Origin of the sequence: Acetivibrio straminisolvens JCM 21531, from assembly GCF_000521465.1 — a bacterium.
Taxonomy (GTDB): Bacteria; Bacillota; Clostridia; order Acetivibrionales; family Acetivibrionaceae; genus Hungateiclostridium; species Hungateiclostridium straminisolvens.
Genome location: NZ_BAVR01000014.1, coordinates 38,858 through 60,684, shown reverse-complemented (window position 1 = coordinate 60,684; position 21,827 = coordinate 38,858). Strand labels below are relative to the sequence as shown.

The 21,827-nt window shown below is 40.3% G+C and carries 10 protein-coding genes and 3 pseudogenes; all 13 read right to left on the bottom strand.

Annotation, left to right across the window (positions count from 1 at the left end; all coding sequences use genetic code 11):
• Positions 1–12: 12 nt before the first annotated feature.
• Entirely contained in the window at positions 13–456 is a 444-nt protein-coding gene (locus JCM21531_RS05665) for a 2-thiouracil desulfurase family protein (RefSeq protein ID WP_038288128.1), read from the bottom strand.
• A 26-nt stretch (positions 457–482) separates the two neighbouring features.
• Positions 483–2,750, bottom strand: a complete 2,268-nt coding sequence (gene rnr, locus JCM21531_RS05660) for a ribonuclease R (protein WP_038288125.1) — start codon at positions 2,748–2,750, stop codon at positions 483–485.
• A 256-nt stretch (positions 2,751–3,006) separates the two neighbouring features.
• A complete protein-coding gene (locus JCM21531_RS05655; protein ID WP_038288122.1) occupies positions 3,007–3,558 on the bottom strand; it encodes an HDIG domain-containing metalloprotein in 552 nt (183 codons plus the stop codon).
• 314 nt (positions 3,559–3,872) lie between these two features.
• Complete coding sequence (secG, locus tag JCM21531_RS05650; RefSeq protein ID WP_038288114.1) at positions 3,873–4,109, bottom strand: preprotein translocase subunit SecG; 237 nt, start codon at positions 4,107–4,109, stop codon at positions 3,873–3,875.
• Between the two features lie 172 nt (positions 4,110–4,281).
• Positions 4,282–5,582: pseudogene (gene eno, locus JCM21531_RS05645) on the bottom strand (phosphopyruvate hydratase).
• A 181-nt stretch (positions 5,583–5,763) separates the two neighbouring features.
• Positions 5,764–6,267, bottom strand: coding sequence for an HD-GYP domain-containing protein (locus JCM21531_RS20830; RefSeq protein WP_243467283.1), 504 nt, complete (start codon positions 6,265–6,267; stop codon positions 5,764–5,766).
• A gap of 28 nt (positions 6,268–6,295) precedes the next feature.
• On the bottom strand, positions 6,296–7,381 hold the full coding sequence (locus JCM21531_RS05640) for a GGDEF domain-containing protein (protein WP_243467282.1): 1,086 nt from the start codon (positions 7,379–7,381) through the stop codon (positions 6,296–6,298).
• A 268-nt stretch (positions 7,382–7,649) separates the two neighbouring features.
• Positions 7,650–9,183: pseudogene (gene gpmI, locus JCM21531_RS05635) on the bottom strand (2,3-bisphosphoglycerate-independent phosphoglycerate mutase).
• A 179-nt stretch (positions 9,184–9,362) separates the two neighbouring features.
• Positions 9,363–10,118 carry a triose-phosphate isomerase gene (gene tpiA / locus JCM21531_RS05630; protein ID WP_038288112.1) on the bottom strand — a complete coding sequence of 252 codons (756 nt, stop codon included), beginning with the start codon at positions 10,116–10,118 and terminating at the stop codon, positions 9,363–9,365.
• A 14-nt stretch (positions 10,119–10,132) separates the two neighbouring features.
• On the bottom strand, positions 10,133–11,326 hold the full coding sequence (locus JCM21531_RS05625) for a phosphoglycerate kinase (RefSeq protein ID WP_038288111.1): 1,194 nt from the start codon (positions 11,324–11,326) through the stop codon (positions 10,133–10,135).
• A gap of 262 nt (positions 11,327–11,588) precedes the next feature.
• Positions 11,589–12,599 (bottom strand): type I glyceraldehyde-3-phosphate dehydrogenase, encoded by a 1,011-nt coding sequence (gene gap / locus JCM21531_RS05620; protein ID WP_038288110.1) that lies wholly within the window; start codon positions 12,597–12,599, stop codon positions 11,589–11,591.
• Positions 12,600–12,862: 263 nt separating this feature from the next.
• Positions 12,863–13,588, bottom strand: a complete 726-nt coding sequence (locus JCM21531_RS05615; protein WP_243467281.1) for a 4'-phosphopantetheinyl transferase family protein — start codon at positions 13,586–13,588, stop codon at positions 12,863–12,865.
• A pseudogene (locus tag JCM21531_RS25015) lies at positions 13,585–21,814 on the bottom strand (SDR family NAD(P)-dependent oxidoreductase). The gene JCM21531_RS05615 and the pseudogene JCM21531_RS25015 overlap by 4 nt, the downstream one beginning before the upstream one ends.
• Positions 21,815–21,827: the final 13 nt, after the last annotated feature.

Sequence of the window (21,827 nt, the reverse complement as noted above, 5' to 3'; positions counted from 1 at the left end):
ACTCTTCGCGTTTTATACATCTTCCTCCGTCAAAACCGAAATTCCGTTTCTTTTCAGAATCTCTGTAGTGACACCGTTACCACTTTTGGTTTTTCCCGAAAACGTACCGTCGTAAATACTGCAAAATCCGCAGGATGGACTTCTGGCCTTCATTATTGCTTTCTCAATGCCCATGGATTGTGCGATCTTTAGCACTTCCCGGGCACCCCTAATAAAATACTCGGTAACGTCTTCCCCATTTTTGGTCATTACTCTGGCTTTGCCGTCTAAAACGTCCGCACCGTCTCCGTCTACTATTTCAGAAGGAACTCTCGGCGTAGGACATCCTCCCAGCTGCTCAGGGCATACCGGTATCAAAGTCTCTTTCGAAAGAAGTTCTAAGACCTTGCTGTTTAGATTATTTTCTCCATTATATTTGCAATCCACTCCAAGAAGGCACGCACTCACAAGTAAAATATCAAATCTCTCCCTTTATACTTCTATTATATTTCTATTTTTTTGACCTTTTTCTTTTTTCCCTGAACGTGAAGAATTACAGCTTCATCCATTATTTTCTTCTTGCGCTTTCTCTTTGGCTTCACATCTTCATCCCAATCAGGCTCTTCGGATTTTTCATCGTTTTCCGTATTACCTGTATCAACAATCGCAAATTCAATTTTGCGTGCAGATATATCGGCTTTGATTAGCGTGACATTTACCACATCACCTATTCGGTAAACCTTTCTGCTTCTTTCCCCTATCAGGCTGTAGGTCTTGTCGTTATAAACATAATAGTCATCCTCCAAGCTGCTCATTCTCACCAAGCCTTCGATAGTGTTTTCCAGCTCCACAAACATACCGAAGGAAGTTACATTTGATATTATACCTTCAAATACCTCTCCTTCATGCTTCTTCATGAATTCAACTTTCTTTAGATCTTCCGTGTCTCTTTCCGCCTCTTCCGCAGCCCGTTCTCTATCGGAGCAAAGCTTTGCAACCTCGGGAAGCCTACTGTTTAGCAAATCTTCTCTTGCAGGATTCAAATCACCTTTTAGATATTCCTTCATAATCCTATGAATAATTAGGTCAGGATATCTTCTAATAGGCGATGTAAAGTGGCAGTAGTACTTTGCAGCAAGCCCGAAATGCCCGCTGTTGATATGGCTGTATCTGGCCTTTTGCAAAGACCTCAGCATTACTGTGCTTATTATGGTCTCCTCTTTTGTACCTCTGGCCTTCTCCAAAACGTCCTGCAAAGCCTTAGGATGAATTTTGTTTATGCCTTTGAGTGTATATCCCATATTGTGTACAAACTCGCTGAACGCCTCAATTTTGTCCGTATCCGGGTCTTCATGAATCCTGTAGACAAAAGGTGTATTTGTCCAGAAAAAGCGCTCTGCAACCGTTTCATTGCATATCAGCATGAATTCTTCAATTATATTATTGGCAATAGTCATTTCATACTTTTTAACTTCAACCGGCACACCTTTTTCATCAAGTATAATCTTTGCCTCGTCAAAATTAAAGTCAATAGCTCCTCTGTCCATCCTCTTTTTTCTGAGTATAAGAGCCAGTTCTTTCATCGTATTGAAGGTGCCGCAGAGGTCTTTATAACGTTCAATAAGTCTCTCGTCATTTTCCTCAAGAATCTTGTAAACATCGGTATAGGTCATTCTCTCATTAACGTTTATTACACTCTCAAATATTTCATGGTCCACAACTCTGCCGGATTTGTCAATCTCCATCATGACAGTGAAAGCAAGCCTGTCAACTTTAGGATTTAGACTGCATATTCCGTTTGAAAGTTCTTTTGGAAGCATAGGTATAACCCTGTCAACCAGATAAACACTGGTACCTCTTTTCAAAGCCTCTATATCCAAAGGAGAGTTTTCCTTGACATAATAGCTTACATCAGCTATATGAACTCCCAGGCGATAATTTCCATTGGGAAGTCTTTCAAGGGAAACAGCATCATCCAAGTCTTTGGCGTCTTCGCCATCTATGGTGACCATGGTCAAATCCCTAAGGTCGCGCCTTCCTTTGATCATATCCTCGGTCACAGTCTGGCTGATTGATTTGGCCTCTCTCATAACTTCCTCAGGGAAATCCTCCCTTAGATTGTAAGCCTTTATAATAGAGAGAATATCCGAACCCGGCTCATCTTTGTCACCAATTATTTCAACTATCCTGCCCTCGGCATTTCTTCTTTTTGCCGGCCATACAACAATCTCCGCCACAACTTTTTGACCTGACTTAGCGCCATTTATCTCATCCTTTGGAATAAAAATATCCCCAGATATCCTCGGGTCATCCGGTACTACAAAGCCAAAGTACTTGCTGCTTTCAAAGGTACCGACAACGGTCTTGTTAGCCCTTTTTACAATTTTTATTATTTCCCCTTCGGCCCTTTTGTCCCCGATGCCTTTTTTGTTGATCCTTGCTATAACTCTGTCTTTATGCATGGCGCCATTTAAGCCGCCTGAAGGAATAAATATATCCTTCATGTTTTCATCATCAGGTATTAAAAATCCATACCCATGCTCATTTCCCTGAAGATATCCGCATATTAAATTCATCCTCTCAGGGACTCCGTATCTATCTTTCTGGGTTTTAAATATTCTGCCTTCTTCCTCCAGCTCCATCAGCAGGCTCTCAAACTTCCCAATCTCACTTTTTGGGACGTCTAGTACAGTAACCAATTCACCGAATAAAAGGGGTTTATATGCATCCTCCCTCATAAATGCCAGTATTTTTTCTTTTTTATCCATCATATTTTTCGCAAAGCTGTATTTATATACAGCATTTTCCCTCCTTTTTATATTAGTAAATGGCTTGATTGTACTATTTTCCCCAAAAAGTACACTCTTTAATATATTTTTTTAATAATTCAGGTCAAATAAAAGCTCTAGACATCGAGTCCCTTTGCTTTTGCATCTTTCATTCCATTCCTAGAAGCCAAATAAAACCAAGATTATTAAACCCTGGTTTTTTATGTTATCTAAATTGTGAGTTCCCTCAAGAAACCTTTTAAAGGCCTAACTCGCCGGAAATTTTCTTCATAGCTTCCAAAGCGATTTCAATAAATTTATCCAAAGAAATGCCCAACTGTTCACATGCCTTTATCTGCTCTCTGTTCACACCTTTTGCAAAGCCTTTTTCATTCATCCTTTTTATTACAAAATCAACAGTCACATCCTCCAGTTTCTTTGAAGGAAGGATCAAAGCTGAAGCAGTTATAAGACCTGCCACAGGGTCAGCACTGTACAAAGCTTTGTCAATCTTTCTCTTTCTTTCAATACCATGATAATCATTGTGGGCTTTTACTGCATATATAATTGAACTTTCAATATCCAGAGACTCAAGAATCTCCGCACCAACCAAGCTATGCTTTGAAATGTCACCTGCTGTTTTTTCACAGTCAATGTCATGGAGCAATCCGGCTAAGCCCCACTTGTCTATATCCTCTTTAAAATAAAAAGCCAGATCTTTCATTATTGCTTCAACTGCAAGAGAATGTTTTATCAAGTTCTCATTTTGAATTCTGCCTTTTAACTCTTCCAGTGCCTGTTCTCTTTCCATCGAAACCAATACCTCCAAAATTAATTATTGAATAGCTTAAATCAATTATAACAAAACCCAACCAAAAACCCAAAAATATCATCGAAGCTGCTTATAGCTTGCAGACAAATTCAAAGCCCAATATTATATTACTAAATTAGAATAATAATTACAAGGAATAAATAAAAACTTCGAGTTTTCAAAAAAGATAATACATTTGAATTACATAGTTATAGCATAAACCAAAGCATGAATTATATCAAAGAATAAAGAATGGTGTAAAAAGCAGCAAAAAAAGGAAACTGCAAGTAATACAGTTTCCTCTTTTTATTATCTTATTTTGAAATAATAAGCTGTAATATAACTGAAGTAATCAGAAATCCTATAGCTGCAACTGCTGTATATTTACCTAAAATAGCATCAATAGTTCTTCCCTTGTTCTTTCCAAAAAAAGTCTCTGCGCCGCCGGCAATAGAACCTGACAACCCAGCCTGCTTACCTGACTGGAGCAATACAATCACGATTAATGATATTGAAAAAATCAAATGAAAAATAGTAACTACTATTTGCATGCTAAAGGCACCTCCTAAAAAATTGACAAGATACATTTTAACATACTAATACGGAGAATACAAGCATTAATGCCAATGTTTTTTCAAAGATTTTCATCCGGTGCTTTTTATCATATCTTGTCTTCTATATGGAAAAATTGGCCTTTTCCATCTATTGTGCACGTCTTTTTCATTATTTGTTTTTGAGGTTAAACCAAGCATCAAGTCCGGGATACCGGCTAACTGCGCCTATTTCTTCCTCTATTCTAAGCAATTGATTGTATTTTGCCACACGGTCGCTTCTTGACGGAGCTCCGGTTTTTATCTGTCCGGCATTGGTTGCCACAGCTATATCTGCAATTGTTGCATCCTCTGTCTCTCCGGACCTGTGGGACACAACAGCGGTATATCCCGCACGATTTGCCATTTCTATGGCATCAAGAGTTTCCGTAAGGTTCCTATTTGGTTCACTTTAATAAGTATGGAATTGGCCACTCCCATTTCTATACCTTTCTTAAGTCTGGTTGTGTTTGTAACAAAAAGGTCGTCACCTACAAGCTGTATTTTACCTCCTAGCTTCTCGGTAAGCATTTTCCAGCCTTCCCAGTCTTCCTCTGCAACACCGTCTTCCAGAGAAATAATCGGGTATTTATTTGCCAGCTCTTCCCAGTAGCTTATCATCTCTTCCCTTGTCTTTTTCACATTGGACTTCCAGAAAAGATATGTTCCATCCTCCTGATACATTTCTGTAGCAGCAGCGTCTATTGCAATTCTAAAATCGTCTCCCGGTTTATAACCTGCTTTTTCAACAGCCTCCAATATAACCTGAATGGCTTCCTCATCGGTTTTAAGATTCGGAGCAAAGCCTCCTTCGTCTCCGACAGCAGTACTATATCCTTTATCCTTTAATACTTTCTTTAAATTGTGGAAAACTTCCGCACACATTTGAAGAGCATTTCTAAATGTAGAAGCGCCTACCGGCATTATCATGAACTCCTGAATATTTACGCTGTTGTCGGCATGTTTTCCGCCATTTATTATGTTCATCATGGGTACCGGAAGTGTTTTCGCATTAACTCCACCAATATATTGATAGAGGCTTATGCCAAGTGCTTCAGCAGCAGCTTTTGCTGTTGCAAGGGAAACACCTAAAATGGCATTGGCACCTAACTTTGACTTGTTTGGAGTACCATCCAGGCTAATCATCAGGTTGTCAATGGCAGCCTGATCAAATACGTTCATACCTTCAACTTCCGGTGCAATAATATTGTTTACGTTCTCTACTGCTTTTTGCACACCTTTTCCCAGATATCTGTTTTTATCGTTATCCCTCAATTCTACAGCTTCAAAAGCTCCTGTGGATGCACCTGACGGAACTGCCGCTCTGCCTATAAATCCGCCTTCTGCTATAACCTCCACCTCTACTGTAGGGTTACCCCTTGAATCAAGTATTTCTCTTGCAAATACACTTTCAATCTCCAAGTACTGTTTCATTTCTCATTCTCCCTTCATATAGCTTATTTTGTATCTTTAGAAAACTAATATTCAACCTTCTATGGCATTGCACAAAGCTCAATAATTGGAAAAGCATTTATTGCAAAACCATAGTATATTTTATCCATAACGGTCCGCATTAAAACATCTTTTTAATATTTTCATGAAACAACCGGTGTATTCAGATTATCTCATCCAGACTTGCGCTGTCATAGCCGATATCAAAAGTGTTTAAAAAAGCTTTCACCGTCTCGGGGTCAAACTGTGTGCCGGAATTGTTTTTTAGTTCTGCCAGCACTTCATCCATCTTCATTCCCCTTCTATAGGGACGGTCCGACAGCATTGCATCAAAAGCATCTGCGACACATAGAATCCGTGCTTCCAATGGTATCTCCTTACCTTTTTTCCCGGTAGGATATCCTTTTCCGTCATATCTTTCATGATGATATTTTATAGAATCAATTAACATTTCGATACTGGACAAAGGCTCCAATATATCGACACTATACATTGGATGCCTGCGAAGACTTTTTATTTCAGAAGGAGTTAAAGGCTCAGTTTTGTTCAGTATAGACTCTGGAATCTCTACCTTCCCAATATCATGAAGCAGAGCAGCTATTTTAAGAAGACGCAATCTTTCACTGCCAAGTCCCATTACCTTTCCAATCCTCACGGCATACTCCATGACGCGTTCCGAATGTCCCAAGGTGTACTTATCCTTTGCCGAGACCGTACCAAGAAGCTCTTAATCCACCCAACAACTGTTGTTCATCTGAGTTGAAAAATGTCTTTATATCCTCAAAAACATCCCTATAGATCCGCACATTATTTCTTCCCATGTTTTTCGCCTGATAAAGAGCACTGTCCGCTTGAATAATCAAGTCGTCCTTATTCCGTGCAAGCCACGGATATATTGAATATCCTACAGACAAGCTGATTTCGTTCTTATGTATACGAAATTCTTCAGTATTCAAAAACCCGGTAAATTCTTTTCTTATCTGCTTAATCATTGAAATGATGTTTTTGGAGTCTGCATCAGGCATTAATATGACAAACTCATCTCCTCCATATCTGCAGACAATATCATGCTGTCTTGCGTTTTCCATAAATATCTTGGCTGCTTTTAATAGAAGTCTGTCTCCTGCTATATGACCGTAAGTGTCATTATATTTTTTAAAATTGTCCAAATCAATCATCACCAAAGCCAAGGAACCGTTTCTTAAACTTGCCTGAGCAATTTCTTCCTCAAGCCTCGTCTGGAAATACCGGTGATTATATGCTCCGGTAGCCCCATCAACACAAGCCAGCCACTCCAGCTTTTTTATATATTTGCGCTCCTGTTCGTAGGAATAGGCAACAATTATCGATACTATCATAACAGCCACCCTCGCAGCCGAAAGATTTACAAGAAGTCCCGATGCGCTGTCTGCTATTATTCTTAAATCGCCTGTTAAATGGCCCGCCTCACTCACTACTACCTCATTTATCTGTCTGGATATGACAAAAAGACGCATAGATGCCAAACCATTGGTGATTAGGGACAAAGTCATCCCATTATAACCAAAACGGTAAGACAATACAATTGAAAGTCCGATTTCAAATATTCCTGTAACAGCTCGAAGCTCTACCGGCAACACACCTGATGCTTGTATTATTACAATGACTATATGAATTGAGGAAATTATATAAAATAGCTTTTTAGAAGATTTTTTATTTGACAAACCCAGCCGCGACAGCAAACTTTCTTTATTATCGCTTTGAAGCTGATTTTTATTTGTATTGCCAACTCTTCCAATCATATTGACCTTCCTTTTTCATATTGATATGGCTTGCCTTTACAGGCCATGCAAAGCATTACTATTCTAAAAGGAGCAATGTCAAATAATCCACTTCCCATAAAAACTACAATTTTATTCTACAATAATTTACTACAATATGAAAGTATTTGCAAGAAATATTTTCTATTTAATTTACTTTTCTTTCTCAGTCTCTTCGCTTTTAGCTCTTTCATTTCGCTCCCAGAGGCAAAAAAAACTTCGGACATAATGCCGAAGTTTCGGATATATCTTATTTTATAATTAACGATTCCCCTGTCATCTCTTTAGGCTTTTCAAGCCCTAAAATACTGAGCATTGTCGGCGCAAGATCCGCAAGTCTTCCTTCCTTAAGCTTGACATCTCCCAAACCTATAACAATGAGGGGAACAGAATTTGTCGTGTGTGCTGTGAAAGGTCCTCCGGTTTCATAATCCACCATTTGTTCGGAGTTTCCGTGGTCTGCTGTTATCAGCGCCACGCCGCCCTGTTCAAGTATTGCAGGTACAACCTTTCCGAGGCACTCGTCGATAGCTTCAATTGCAGATTTTGCTGCCTCAAACACTCCTGTGTGGCCCACCATGTCAGGGTTTGCATAGTTTAATACTATTACATCGTATTCCTTCTTATTTATGCACTCCAACACGCTGTCGGTTACCTCGTAAGCACTCATTTCAGGCTTCAAATCATATGTTGCAACCTTAGGAGAATTTATAAGTACCCTGTCTTCTCCTTCATATACTGCTTCAACGCCTCCATTAAAGAAGAAAGTTACATGAGCATATTTTTCCGTCTCGGCAATTCTAAGCTGCTCAATCCCTTCTTGCTAATATACTCTCCGAAGGTATTTTCAAGGCTTTCCGGCTTAAATGCCACAACAACATTTTCGAAAGTTTTGTCATATTGAGTCATGCAGACAAAGAACACCGGAAAATATCCTTTTTCCCTTTCAAAACCGGAAAAATTCACATCTGTAAAGGTTCTGGTAATTTCTCTGGCTCTGTCGGGCCTAAAGTTGAAGAATATTATTGAGTCATTTTCTTCAATGGTAGCTACGGGAGCTCCGTTTTTCATAATAACCGTAGGCTTGACAAATTCGTCAAATTCTTGCCTTTTATAAGATTCGGCGACTGCTTCCTTTGCACTTGAAGCTTGATTTCCTTTTCCAAGCACCATGGCATCATAAGCAAGCTTCACTCTTTCCCACCTGTTGTCACGGTCCATGCATAATATCTTCCCATGACTGAAGCAATTTCGCCAACACCAATTTCTTTGATTTTATTCTCAAGTTCTTCTACATAACCCATTGCGCTGTCCGGTGGAACATCTCTTCCGTCAAAGAAGCAATGAATATACACGTTTTGCAAATTCTGCTTTTTGGCAAACTCCAGCAATCCATAAAGATGTGTATTATGGCTGTGTACGCCGCCGTCAGAAAGAAGACCGAAAAGGTGCAGCTTTGAATTGTTCTTCCGGCAGTTTTCAGCAGCATCTAAAAATTCCTTCTTCTCAAAAAAATCTCCGTCTTGAATGGATTTAGTTATCCTTGTAAGCTCCTGATATACAATTCTTCCGGCACCAATGTTGGTGTGTCCTACCTCGGAATTGCCCATTTGACCGTCGGGAAGTCCAACATCCATACCGCTTGTACGTATGATAGTATTGGGATATTCCCTCAAAAACCTGTCTATATTCGGTTTATTTGCAGCCTCTATGGCATTTCCCTCTTTTTTCGGATTAATACCGAAGCCATCTAAAATAATCAATGTTACGAGCCTGTCTTTCATATTCTACACTCCATTTCAATTTATTCATTTATGTATTTAAATTGATTTCAATCCTATTTATATATACCACATTTTAAGGTATTTGAATATAGGTAAATAAAACAGTCCCTTTAATTTTGGACGGGACTGTTTTATGTAATCTACACAAATTTTTAAAGTCACAAATTACAGGCACTTAATTACTTGTTGTACTTTGCAATTTTCTCAAAGTCATCAAGTTTGAGGCTTGCGCCTCCCACAAGTCCTCCATCAATGTTCGGCATATTGAAAAGCTCTGCTGCATTGGCTGCATTAACGCTTCCGCCATACTGAATTCTGATAGCTTGGGCAACATCTTCGCCATAAAGCTCTTTTACGCATTCTCTTATTATGCCGCAAACTTCTTCTGCCTGTTCATTTGTAGCTGTCTTTCCTGTACCGATTGCCCAAATAGGCTCATAAGCAATTACAGTCTCTTTTACCTGTTCGGCAGTAAGACCCAACAAAGCAATCTTAACCTGGTATCTTACCAATTCGGCAGTAACCCCCTGCTCTCTTTGAGTCAGGGATTCGCCCACACAGATAATCGGTTTTAAACCGTATTTGAATGCCGCATGTGCTTTTTTATTGACTGTCTCGTCAGTCTCACCGAAGTACTGTCTTCTTTCGGAGTGACCAATGATAACATAGTCAACCCCAAGTTCGGCCAACATTGGACCTGCCACTTCTCCAGTAAAAGCACCTTTTTCCTCCCAGTGCATGTTTTGCGCAGCAACCTTGATATTTGATCCCTTCGCTGCTTCAATAACTCCGGGCAAACATACAAAGGGCACACCTACTACTACTTCGGAATCGGCATCTGCGACTCTTCCTTTTAAAGCTTCTACAAACTCAACAGCTTCCTTCGCTGTCTTGTTCATTTTCCAGTTTCCAGCTGCAATAATTTTTCTACTCATGACCTCGTCTCTCCTTATTTATCCAATAATACATCAATTCCCGGCAATACTTTTCCTTCCAGGAACTCCAGTGATGCTCCGCCTCCGGTTGAAATGTGAGTAATCTTATCTGCAAAGCCAAGCTGTTCAACAGCAGCCGCAGAATCCCCTCCTCCTATTATTGAGATTGCTCCGGAATCGGCAACTGCTCTTGCTACTTCTTTTGTTCCGTTTGCAAAGTTGGAGAACTCAAATACTCCCATAGGACCATTCCATACCACAGTCTTGGCATTTTTAATAGCCTCCGAATACAACTTAACAGTTTGTTCGCCAATGTCCATACCCATCCATCCGTCAGGAATCTGATTTGACGGAACTGTCTGGCGTTCTGTATCATCTTTGAACTCTTTACCTACAATATTGTCTACAGGAAGCAGCAATTTAACTCCCTTGCTCTCTGCTTTATCCATAAGGCTCTTTGCAAGTTCTACTTTATCGTCTTCACACAGGGATGTTCCTATGCTGTATCCCTTTGCCTTAAAGAATGTATATGCCATACCTCCGCCAATTATAAGAGTGTCAACTTTGTCAATAAGATTCTCGATAACACCTATTTTATCTGAAACCTTGGCACCGCCCAATATTGCCACAAACGGTCTTTCAGGATTTGACAGAGCCTTGCCCATGAAATCGATTTCCTTCTGGATAAGGTATCCGCATACTGCCGGCAGATAGTCGGCAAGACCTGCTGTTGAAGCATGTGCTCTGTGAGCAGTTCCGAAAGCATCATTTACATAAATTTCAGCCATACTTGCCAATTCTTTTGCAAAAGCAGGGTCATTCTTAGTCTCTTCCTTGTGGAATCTAACATTCTCAAGCATTAAAACTTCTCCATCTTTTAATGCAGCTGCTTTTGCTTTTGCATCGGGACCGATAACATCTTTCGCCATAATTACTTCTTTTCCGAGAAGTTCGCCAAGTCTTACAGCAGTTGGAGCCATACTGTATTTTTCTTCAAAACCTTCCTTCGGTCTTCCAAGGTGGGAAACCAATATAGTTTTTGCACCGTTGTCAACCAAATATTTGATGGTTGGAAGCGCACCGACTATTCTTTTGTCATCGGTAATTTTTCTGTTTTCGTCCAAAGGTACGTTAAAATCAACCCTTACTATGACCTTTTTACCTTTCACATCAACATCTTCAATGGTTTTCTTGTTCATCATTGACATAAACATTCACGCTCCTAAACATATTGAACATTATTTGTATTATTGATTTTAAAGCCATACTTTATGTATTAACGTTAAGAAATGCCACCATTAAACCGTTAACATTTTACATCTTTTTATCACACTTTTCAATAGAATACAAAAAAATTTATCTATTTTTTAACAAAGTTTTTTCGCCAAAAGTCTTTCCTTCGTTAAAGAAGCTTAAATTCAAAAAGGCCCGGTTTTAACCGAACCTTTTTATTTTTATTTTCAAAAGCAATTATTTCGCATCTACTGAAGCCATATAAACTATCAAATCAACAACTTTGTTTGAATAACCCCATTCATTGTCATACCATGAAACGAGTTTTACAAAGTTGCTGTTGAGGGATATACCGGCATCTGCATCGAAAATTGAAGTACGAGCATCGCCTATGAAGTCTGAAGAAACAACTGCATCTTCAGTGTATCCCAAAATACCCTTCAATTCATTTTCTGAAGCCTTCTTAACAGCTGCTTTGATTTCATCGTAAGTAGCAGGCTTTTCAAGACGGCAAGTCAAGTCAACAACAGATACGTCAAGAGTCGGAACTCTGAATGCCATACCTGTCAATTTGCCGTTCAATTCGGGAATAACCTTTCCAACAGCCTTTGCAGCTCCTGTTGATGAAGGAATGATGTTACCTGCTGCTGCACGTCCGCCTCTCCAGTCTTTCTTTGAAGGACCGTCAACTGTCTTTTGAGTCGCAGTTGTAGCGTGTACAGTAGTCATCAAGCCCTCTACGATTCCAAAGTTTTCATGAATAACTTTAGCCAGAGGAGCAAGACAGTTTGTTGTACATGAAGCGTTGGATACAACGTTCATATCCTTTGTGTATTTGTCATTGTTTACACCCATAACAAACATTGGAGCATCTGCTGAAGGAGCACTGATAACTACCTTCTTTGCACCGCCCTTGAAGTGAGCTGAAGCCTTTTCTGTAGTTGTGAATACACCGGTGGATTCAACAACGTACTCAGCTCCGCATTCGCTCCACGGAATTTCAGCAGGATCCATGCAAGCATATACGCTTATTTTTTTGCCGTTTACAACAAGCTTTCCGTTGTCTTCTGAGATTTCACCTTTGAATTGGCCGTGTACTGTATCATACTTCAACATATATTGCATGTATTCAAGGTCAATAAATGGGTCGTTTATACCAACAACTTCAACGTTAGGGTTGTTGAGACTAGCCCTGAATACAAGACGTCCGATACGTCCAAAACCATTAATACCTACTTTTACTGCCATTAATATCGCCTCCTATGTAAATTAAAATTTGAGTTAATGCTTATATTAGCTGCCATACAGCATGAATGCAGTAAATAATTCATCCTCTGGCAAGTATATCTTACACCATGATTCATTTTATATTATTTTATTTTTATTTTCAATACTTAACTTAAAAAATAATTAATTTTTTAACAAAGTTTTTTTACTTTCTATGGATGTATTTTTCTATGATTACCATGCATTAATATTATGAACAGTTTTTAAACTTTTAGTCAATAATTTCACTTTTCATCACAATCCGGCAAAGCCAAGGAAATACAGTAATTGTTGCAAACGAAAGAAAGTATACGCACATTACTCTTATCCTGATAAATTATCTCGTCCTCCAAGGTATCCAGTTCCTTGAAATCCATCTTCATTCCCAATCGAAAAAGCTTTGATATAGCCTCTTTTCTTGTCCATAAAATTGTAGACTGTACTGAATATTCCCCGGTATTTCCCAGACTTTTTAAATACTTTTCCTCTCTTTGGGAAAAGAAATATTTTAGCAAAGAGTCTTCCGGAACAAAAACCCTTTCCATGTCTATTCCGACAGCCCTCTTTGAAACCATGCCGATACAATACGGAAAAGAGTGGGTTATGGATACGCATAAACCGGGATATTGCAGAATGAAAGGAGCGGAATCCGCCCCTTTCAGAACATCCAGACAACGGGGATCTATTAGACTCTGTTCTTTCAGCTTGTGTTTAAAAATTGCCGACTTTACCGCATATCTTCCCGAAATCCATTGCAGCCTGTTCTTAGGGTTTCTCAAATCCCCAAAATGCCCAAGTTCTCTATCGGACAACACCGACAAAACGCTGTCCTCATCCTCTTTAAGCCTTTGGGCCATTTTATCCATATCCACAACATGATAGCAAAACCCATACTCTTCTGCCTGTCTCTCCAAATAAAAATTTGCCAGTTTCACAGTGTCTTTCTCAGAAATCCCGTTTTGAATAATCATGAGTGTATAACCCTCATCTTAACGTTTTTGGCATAGTAGCATACCTCATTTTTTTCATTGACCATAATAGCATCATATACTTTTATTTCGTCATCCTTGTGTTTCAATACGGAATATGCCTTGTAACGCATTCTTTCCTTTGGAGCTTTCACGACACCAAACTCTTCAACCTGCCACGGAAGGAATACCACTTCGCTCTCAAACTGGGAATGAAGCCCGCAAACCTGGAAAATAGAATCGGCAAAAGCCGGATTTATCAGTAATTTATCCAGATTATATTTTTTATTGATCAATTCCTCCTCAGGAAGAACCACTGAAAATACCGCTCCGTTTTTGTTTCTCCTGTAAATATTGTTTTCCTTTTTCTCGTCAATAAACAAAGTTCCCAGATTAATAGAATTACTGTTCTTTTGCAGGAAGGCTTTTAGTGACTCGGACGTAAAGCCTTCTTCCATAGGTTCGTTTTCAATTTTCATCATCTCAAGAAGGTGACGGTATTCTCCCAAATTGCCGCTGACATTCATGCTGTTTAAGCCTATAAGCTTTGAAATGCCAAATCTGGAATTCAGATAAGTATATGTTTCCATATCAAAACTTTCCGTTCCTTCCTTTTGATGAATCAAAGCAATAACTTCCCGAGGTTCTTCATGAAAAAGCTTCAAAGGCTTATCGATACTGATATTCCTAAAGCAGAATTGACCGTTCTTTCCGGACATCAAGCTTAAGGTTTCCGCACCAAGTTCCATGAAGGCTACCGCCGGAGCCAGGGGCACTGTTCCGAGTCTGTGATGATCAAAAATGGCATCCCTTTTGACAGAAACAACTTTGAATACTTTTTCAATCCTGCCGTCTTTTTTGCTTACCCAATCAATCATCGGCCTGTCATCCAGGTTTTCATCCATTACCTTGTTATTGGCAAGAGCACCAAGTCCCCTGCTTATAACCACCTCTTTCGAGTCAAGACCCCCGGTTAAAATATTGATAAACTCATTGGTTCCCCTCTCAGGCTCAATTAGATGAAGGCCCATTTCCTCAGAATTTATCTTTATAAACTCATTCCTCCAAGCCATACCCAAATCTTTCCACCCTGACCATGCCAAGCTTAAAGAATATATGTCTTTGTAAGCAGCTCCAACCATAGACATAAAGCTGTTTACAAAGCTGTTGGCAGCACAGTAGTCAATTTGGGCTTCATTGCCGAACCTTCCGGATATGGATGAGAAAGCCATGGCAATCTTCAGCTCTTTTTTGTCCAGTATCCTATAGAGGTTGCAAAGACCCTTGGCCTTTACAGAAAACACCTCATAAAACTCTTCTTTTTCCTTTTGGTTTAGATGCCTGCTTTTTTCCAGTCCTGCTCCATGGATAAGTACGTGGACAGGTCCGTTTTCTTGTACAGCCTTATCTATGGCCTTTTTAAGCTCCTTATAATCTCTTACGTCACAGGATAGATATACTGCATTGTTTCCGTCCTTCTTTATGCTCTCTAAAAGCTTTTAATTGAGTTTGACTTCACAAGCTTGTCAAATTCCTTTTGGACCATTACCGGAGTTACCCTTTCATAGGTCTTTTCCAGTCTTTTTTGAATTTCCAGCTTGATATTATTTACATAAGCTTCATCACCCTCAAGAATTACTTCAGAACCATCCAATAGTTCGGTCCTGCCGATTATCGTGAATTTTGCCTTAAATCTTCGGGATAGTCCCTTTGTAATCTCCGAAGTGATTCCGTTTCCGCCTCCGGTAATGACGAAATGGGCATTATCCGGTATATTCATTTGCTTAAAACTGCTGCGCTCCACATTTTTAAGCTTGATTACACCTCTCTTGCCGTCACAATATCCAATTTCATAATCGTCGCATCTATTCTGAAGTTCTTGGGCAAGCACCGGCAAATGCCAGCTATCCAATACATTGCCCTTACCCTGGCCCAAGTCCACAATCCTGACGGTGGATTTGTCCCATTCTTTCCCAAGTCCCTTGTAAAAGCCGGATAAAGCACCGTAGAACGGATCAATTCCAACCTGTTCGTTTTGGGAATAACCGTGACAGCCATCCATTGATATTACACATAAAATTCTTATTCTAGGCTCACTAAACTTTTGTGCCAGAGCTTTGTAGAATATGAACCTCGCCTCGCTGCTTAAAAACAGCATCCTGTCCTGTTCATTCTCAGAGATTTTATCAAAATCAATCAAAGTACCAAAGTGAGTACAATCTATAATTGCATCCACTTTATGGTTTTCGCTAAGAAAATCGGCAACTTTTCTTTCAAGTTCGGCCCCATCACCTAAGTATTCAAACACAAACTCTTCGACCCCAGCCGAAAGTTTTGCAAAATACCCTGACACCTTTTGAACCTGCTTTTCATTGTCACCAACAACCCATATCTTTTTGTCCTTCAGATCAAAATCCGTTCCCTCTGCTTGTTTTTCCAAAAAAACCGGTATCTGCAGGCAAAGATCCCTTTCAATATTAATGTCTTCATCATCGATGCTTTCAACAACCGCTACTTCACTCTTGGCATCTTCGTTTGAGGATTCTGATTTTTTGAAACTGCCCGCAACCAGTTCAATAATACTGCCGATAGTTTTATATTCCGAAATATTTATCCTTTCATTTTTGCCGATATCAAACTTTTCACTGAGCAAAGAGAATATGGTGGCCTGCTTAACTGTATCTATCCCCAAGTCTGCTTCCATTTCCATATCTCTTTCCAGCATTTCTGCCGGGTATTTCGTAATTTCGGAAATTATCTCCAGGACTTTTTCTTCAACGTCCTTTTCATTGTTCTCTCTATGTACTTCAACCTTATTACCTACACGCTCTCCGGCCTCTTTGCCGCTTTGGGCTTTATAAGTCGTTGTTTCGAAATTATCTATATTGGAATTTGTTATTCCAAATCCTGCATTTACGGGCTCTGACGATTTTAGTTTGAGACTTTGGTTCACAAGGTCCACGATAGAGCCTATGGTCTTGTACTGGGATATATTTGCACCATTTCCTTCAATGCCGAACTTCTCGCCCAGGATGGAAAATATAGTAGCCTGCTTAACCGTGTCAATCCCCAAATCCGCTTCCATTTCCATGTTCCTTTCAAGGATGTCTGCGGGATACTTCGTAATTTCCGAAATTACTTTAAACACTTCCTCTTCAACATTTCCGGTTGCGGCACTGCCGGTGTTCCCATTATCTCGGAAATCATCGTTTTTAGCATGAGCAGAAAAGCTTTCTTTACATATGCCATCCTCCTTTGCGCATCTTGCCTGAACCAAACTAACAACATGGCCAATCGTAGGATAGTTTGAAAGCTTTATGCTATCCTCCTGAGGAATATTAAATTTCTCCGATATTATCGAAAGGATTGTAGCCTGTTTTACCGTATCAATTCCCAGGTCCGCCTCAATTTCCATGTTTAGATCCAGCATATCCTTCGGATACCTGGTTATTTCGGAATATATACCCAGTATCTCATCCACAATGCTTTCATCTGCCACCTGAGGATTATCCTTTTTAGAAGAAGTAGCAGCTCCGGCATTCACATCATGGCCGATTCGCTGTTTAAAACTCCCGCAGCACTATTGCTAAAAGACAATTTATCAGTAGAATCTTCAATAATTCTTCCTTCTGTTTCCTCTGCCACAAGAATTCTTCCACACTTTGTAAGCTTTGCATCCTTCGAACCCGTAATTTTGTCAAGCCATCTCTGATAAGCTTCCCGGTCAAAAATCCTTTCATCACCGGTTGCTATTTTTTTAAGAAGGTGATAGTTACCTTGGGCTCCATAGCCTGTCACCATTCTTATTACATAGTCAAAGCTGTATGAACCGCCCTGGGATAAATTCAGGCCTTCAAGATCCGGATCCGGCTCCCTGAAGTTTACAATAGGAGGAATTTTCTGATATTGCAAAGCTTTTGCCGCCACAGCTTCCTCGATTGAGGCACCCATAGTGTGTCCGGTCATACCCTTCGTATTGATAACCTTTATATCCCTGAAATTGCTGCCGAAAGTCTTCTCCAGTGCTGCCTTTTCGGCGTTTGCGCATCCGCCCTTTCTTGGAGAGAAGGTTTCATGGGAGTAGTATACCGTCCTCTTTGCAATATCTTTCCTATCAAATCCATACTCTTCTTCCATCTTGGTCATGAATTTGTCAAATTCAACAGCAAATTTGTTGCTGTCAATTTTTGACTGGTGTCCGGCAGTATTAAAGACATGGGTACCTAAAATGCGGCAAATGCCGTTCATACCTCTTTCAGCCACATCCGGCTCTTTTTCAATGACAAGTCCTACAGCACCCGCTCCCAAAATCATTCCGTTCCTTCTGTTGTCAAAAGGCACCGCAGCCTCGAAAAGATCGGAAGAAGTGGTGAGAGCACCCATACTTAAGAAGCTGGCTGCAGACCAAGGTAGTGTTGTTTTTGTCGTAATATCTTCAGCACCTATAACAATCATTCTTCTTGCATGTCCTGCCCGAATCAGGTCTTCTGCAACAGTAACTGCCGTAATTGTTGAAGAGCATGCGGCACTCAAGAAGAAATTGGGTCCCATTGCTCCGATAAATTGAGCAAGCCTGTTGTTGGCCTGTGAGCAAAGAAGAGCCAAGAAGTCATGGTTGAATTCGTATATTTCCTCTTCCCCGCTATTGTACATAAGCCTTGAATAGTGGAGATTAAACCAATCCGTCAGATATTTTTTTACACTGTAATCGCTAACTTTTGAAATAATCGATTCATAAAAATCTATCAAGTCATTTCTTGTTTTTCTTCCGAACTTGCCGGCAACATATTTTGAAACCTCGCTTATGCAAGATTCAACCGGGAAGAAACCGTTGGCAAATATTATTCCGGTGTCATCCTGCATGTATTCCGGCAACACCAGCCTGCCCGGCAAATAGGAACCGCTGGAAGTTTTTATTCTCTCCCTCACCAACGGAATGCCTGCATCCTTTAAGGCCTCGTATCCTGCTGCCACTCCGGCACACACCGTCACGGTCATCTGCCTTAATGCCTTCTCATCAATCTGATAGTCGCTGAGCATATCAATCTTGCCCAGTTTTCCCGCAAGCTGTATGACTTCATTAATGGACGAAAGCCTTTTGAAGGTTGTTTCCGCTTCGGTTTTTAAAAGCCTTGTGATGTTTAAATCCAATATGCTGCTTGCTTCATCGTCCGTAAGTCTTTCAATCAGGTTCTTTCCTTCAAAGAGAAGATCGAAATTGTCATCGGAGAACACTTTTTTAAATGTACCGGGCAAACCTACCGAAACACCGCTATATACAATACTTTCCTTGTCAAGCGGCTTTGATACCTTAGCCTGTACTTCAACCGGCAAATTCATCCCGGCTTGGAATCCGCAGGTTTCACTGACTGTCTTTTCAGTACCTTTCGAGCATCTCAGAACCTTTCCGGAAGGCAGTACAGAAATATCCATACCGTACGCAAAAAGCTCTGCCAAAGCCTGCTTATATGCATCCACAGCATTCTTTCTTTTATTGTTTGAAGCCACAACTTTGACATCCTTGCCCTGAAGAATGCTCTTTACAAGGTTTGTAAGCACCGAAGAAGGTCCGGTTTCCACAAAGACTCTAACACCTTTTTCATAAAGCTTTAATACGGAGTCTGTGAAGTTAACAGATGAGACTATCTGTTCCTTCAGCATGGACGGAACATTATCCATTTTTTCCTTATCCTCGGGATAGAAATCCATCCTATGGCATGCCATGACATGGGCTTTAGGAACGGCAAAAACCATATCCTTGATTTTTTCATGATAACGCTCTGCAGCACTTGCCACCAGCTCCGTATGGAAGGCATGAGAAACATTCAGCTTCGTATATGTAATTTTATTTTGCTCCAGCACTTGTGCCATCCTGTCTATTTCTTCTTCTCTTCCGCCTACAACTGTCTGTTCCGGGGAATTGAGGTTTGCGACGAACACTTTAAGGCCGCTTTCTTTAATCAATTCCTCCACTTTGAGCTTGCCGGCCTTTATGCTCATCATTATACCGCGGTCCTCCTGGGGAATACCGTCAAAGGCAAATCCTCTCTCGCCTATCAAACAAAGGGCGGCTTTCAAGTCCAGCATACCGCTTGCATGAAGGGCTGATATTTCTCCCAAGCTGTGACCTATCATGTAATCAGCCTTTATACCTGACTCCGAAAGGAGCTTGAACATAGCAATATTGCTTAAAAACATTGCAGGGTGCGTGTTTTTCGTATCTTTGAGCACTGCCTGTAGACTCTCTTCGTCATCTCCAAAAACAAGGGATGTAATATTATAACCGTATTTTGATTTCCATGCAGCATCTGCCTGCATATAAAGAGCTTCAATTTGAGGATAGCTCTCATACACACCCTTTAACATATTGGGATACTGGGAAGCCTGTCCCGGGAACATCCACGCCACTTTGTCCGGCGTCACCGCTTCTCCTTTTCCAAAATATATCCCTTTTACACTAAGCGCCTGAAGGTTTTCCGTTTTACCTTCTTTTATAAATTCCTCAAAAAACTTATACTTTTCCGTTAGTTCATCCATCGAGCAGGCACATATTGCCAGGCGATATTCTTTTTTGGCCGAAACTGAGGAGTTATTATAAAATACCGTCTGTTCAAAATCAGAACTTTGATTATTTTCTTCAACAAACAATCTGTATGCATCCTCAATCTCCTCAATCGCCGAACCGGAGAACAATACAACTTCCTGCGTTGAAGACTCCTTTTGAGGTGCATCTGTTGAGTTTTTAGTATCCTCGGACGATTTGGAAAAAGCATAAGTCTTTCTCACAAATTCCGGCCGGAATTCTTCCAGCGCAACACAATAATCCGCTCCGCCAAATCCATAGGCGCTGACATTTGCTCTTCTCGGATGAGAAGAATTTTCCTTCCACTGTTTTTTCTCCGTCAGTATGTAAAAAGGAGAATTCTCAATCTCAAGCTTCGGATTGATGGTCTCAATGTTTGCGGTAGGAGGTAATATCTTGTTGTATAAAGCCATAGACGCCTTAATAATTCCCGGACTTCCCGCCGCATACCTTAAATGTCCTATATTTGATTTCACAGAGCCAATTCCACAGAAGTTTTTCTTCGTAACTCCCATAGCTTCAAAGGCCTTTTTCAATGCCTTTATTTCAACAACATCTCCCACAGTTGTTCCCGTACCGTGAGCTTCTATGTACTCTATGGTATCCGCAGCATAGTTGGTCATCTCCAAAGTACTTTTAATGACACGTAATTGTCCCTCTTCATTGGGAGCGGCAATATATTTGCCCTTACCGTCACTTCCCTGGCCGAAACCGGATATCAGCGCATATATTCTATCATTGTCCCTCAGGGCATCTTCCAACCTTTTTAAAATTAACACCCCTCCCCCAAGACCGATTACAAATCCGTTTGCACGGGAATCAAAGGGATATGAGCCGGTTGGCGACAATGCGTTTATTGCCGAAAAAACTACAAAGGGACTTTCATCCAATGTCACATCCACTCCACCGGTGACCAATACATCATAGTCCTTTCTCAGAAGCCCGGTAACACCGTTTATAACTGCAGCAAGGCTGGATGCACATGCAGCATCAATGGTATAGGCGGGACCGCAAAAATCAAACAGGTTGGCAATCCTTGCAGCCGTAATACTTTGAAGCATTCCCGGTGCACTATCCTCGGTAATGGGAATTGTACCGTCAAGGGCCATGTTTGAAAGTCCTTGAACCAGTTCATCCAATTCCTCTTTTTTTAAATTTGAATTCAGTCTCGGATTATTGCGAAGGTAATGCTCTATTTTTGAATAATAGGTTCTCCTTATTATATTGTTGTATCGAATTCCCGGAGCACCGGTACTTAATATAACCGCTGTACGTTCCCTATTTATATTGCTGTTTGCAAGGGATTGTAAAGCCTGATCTACACAGTAAATCGCCACATGCTGGTTTGGATCCATGTGTTCTGCTACCGCAGGGGGAATCTTAAATTTTCTGCTTAATGAAGTGTAGTCATCAACATCGACAGGAGCTACAACTCTCGTATAAGATTTGTCATTTTTATTGATTTTACCAAAAGCATTGCGATCATAATATACATCTCGTTTTAAAATACTGTCGGGTACTTCTCTGATGGATACCTTTTTGCTTAGAACATTGTTCCAAAATGAATCAACATTATTTGCATCGGGAAGCAGCGCTCCCATTCCTACAATCGCTATTCTTTCCTCGGGATAAAAGTAGTTCTTCATAGTATTACCTCCC

Excerpts from the sequence above, each read along its gene's own strand:
- tpiA (WP_038288112.1), bottom strand. The coding sequence starts at position 10,118 with ATGAGTAGAAAAATTATTGCAGCTGGAAACTGGAAAATGAACAAGACA.
- JCM21531_RS05625 (WP_038288111.1), bottom strand. The coding sequence starts at position 11,326 with ATGTCAATGATGAACAAGAAAACCATTGAAGATGTTGATGTGAAAGGT.
- JCM21531_RS05640 (WP_243467282.1), bottom strand. The coding sequence starts at position 7,381 with ATGATTGGAAGAGTTGGCAATACAAATAAAAATCAGCTTCAAAGCGAT.
- JCM21531_RS05655 (WP_038288122.1), bottom strand. The coding sequence starts at position 3,558 with ATGGAAAGAGAACAGGCACTGGAAGAGTTAAAAGGCAGAATTCAAAAT.
- JCM21531_RS20830 (WP_243467283.1), bottom strand. The coding sequence starts at position 6,267 with ATGGAGTATGCCGTGAGGATTGGAAAGGTAATGGGACTTGGCAGTGAA.
- JCM21531_RS05615 (WP_243467281.1), bottom strand. The coding sequence starts at position 13,588 with ATGATTATTCAAAACGGGATTTCTGAGAAAGACACTGTGAAACTGGCA.
- gap (WP_038288110.1), bottom strand. The coding sequence starts at position 12,599 with ATGGCAGTAAAAGTAGGTATTAATGGTTTTGGACGTATCGGACGTCTT.
- secG (WP_038288114.1), bottom strand. The coding sequence starts at position 4,109 with ATGCAAATAGTAGTTACTATTTTTCATTTGATTTTTTCAATATCATTA.
- rnr (WP_038288125.1), bottom strand. The coding sequence starts at position 2,750 with ATGATGGATAAAAAAGAAAAAATACTGGCATTTATGAGGGAGGATGCA.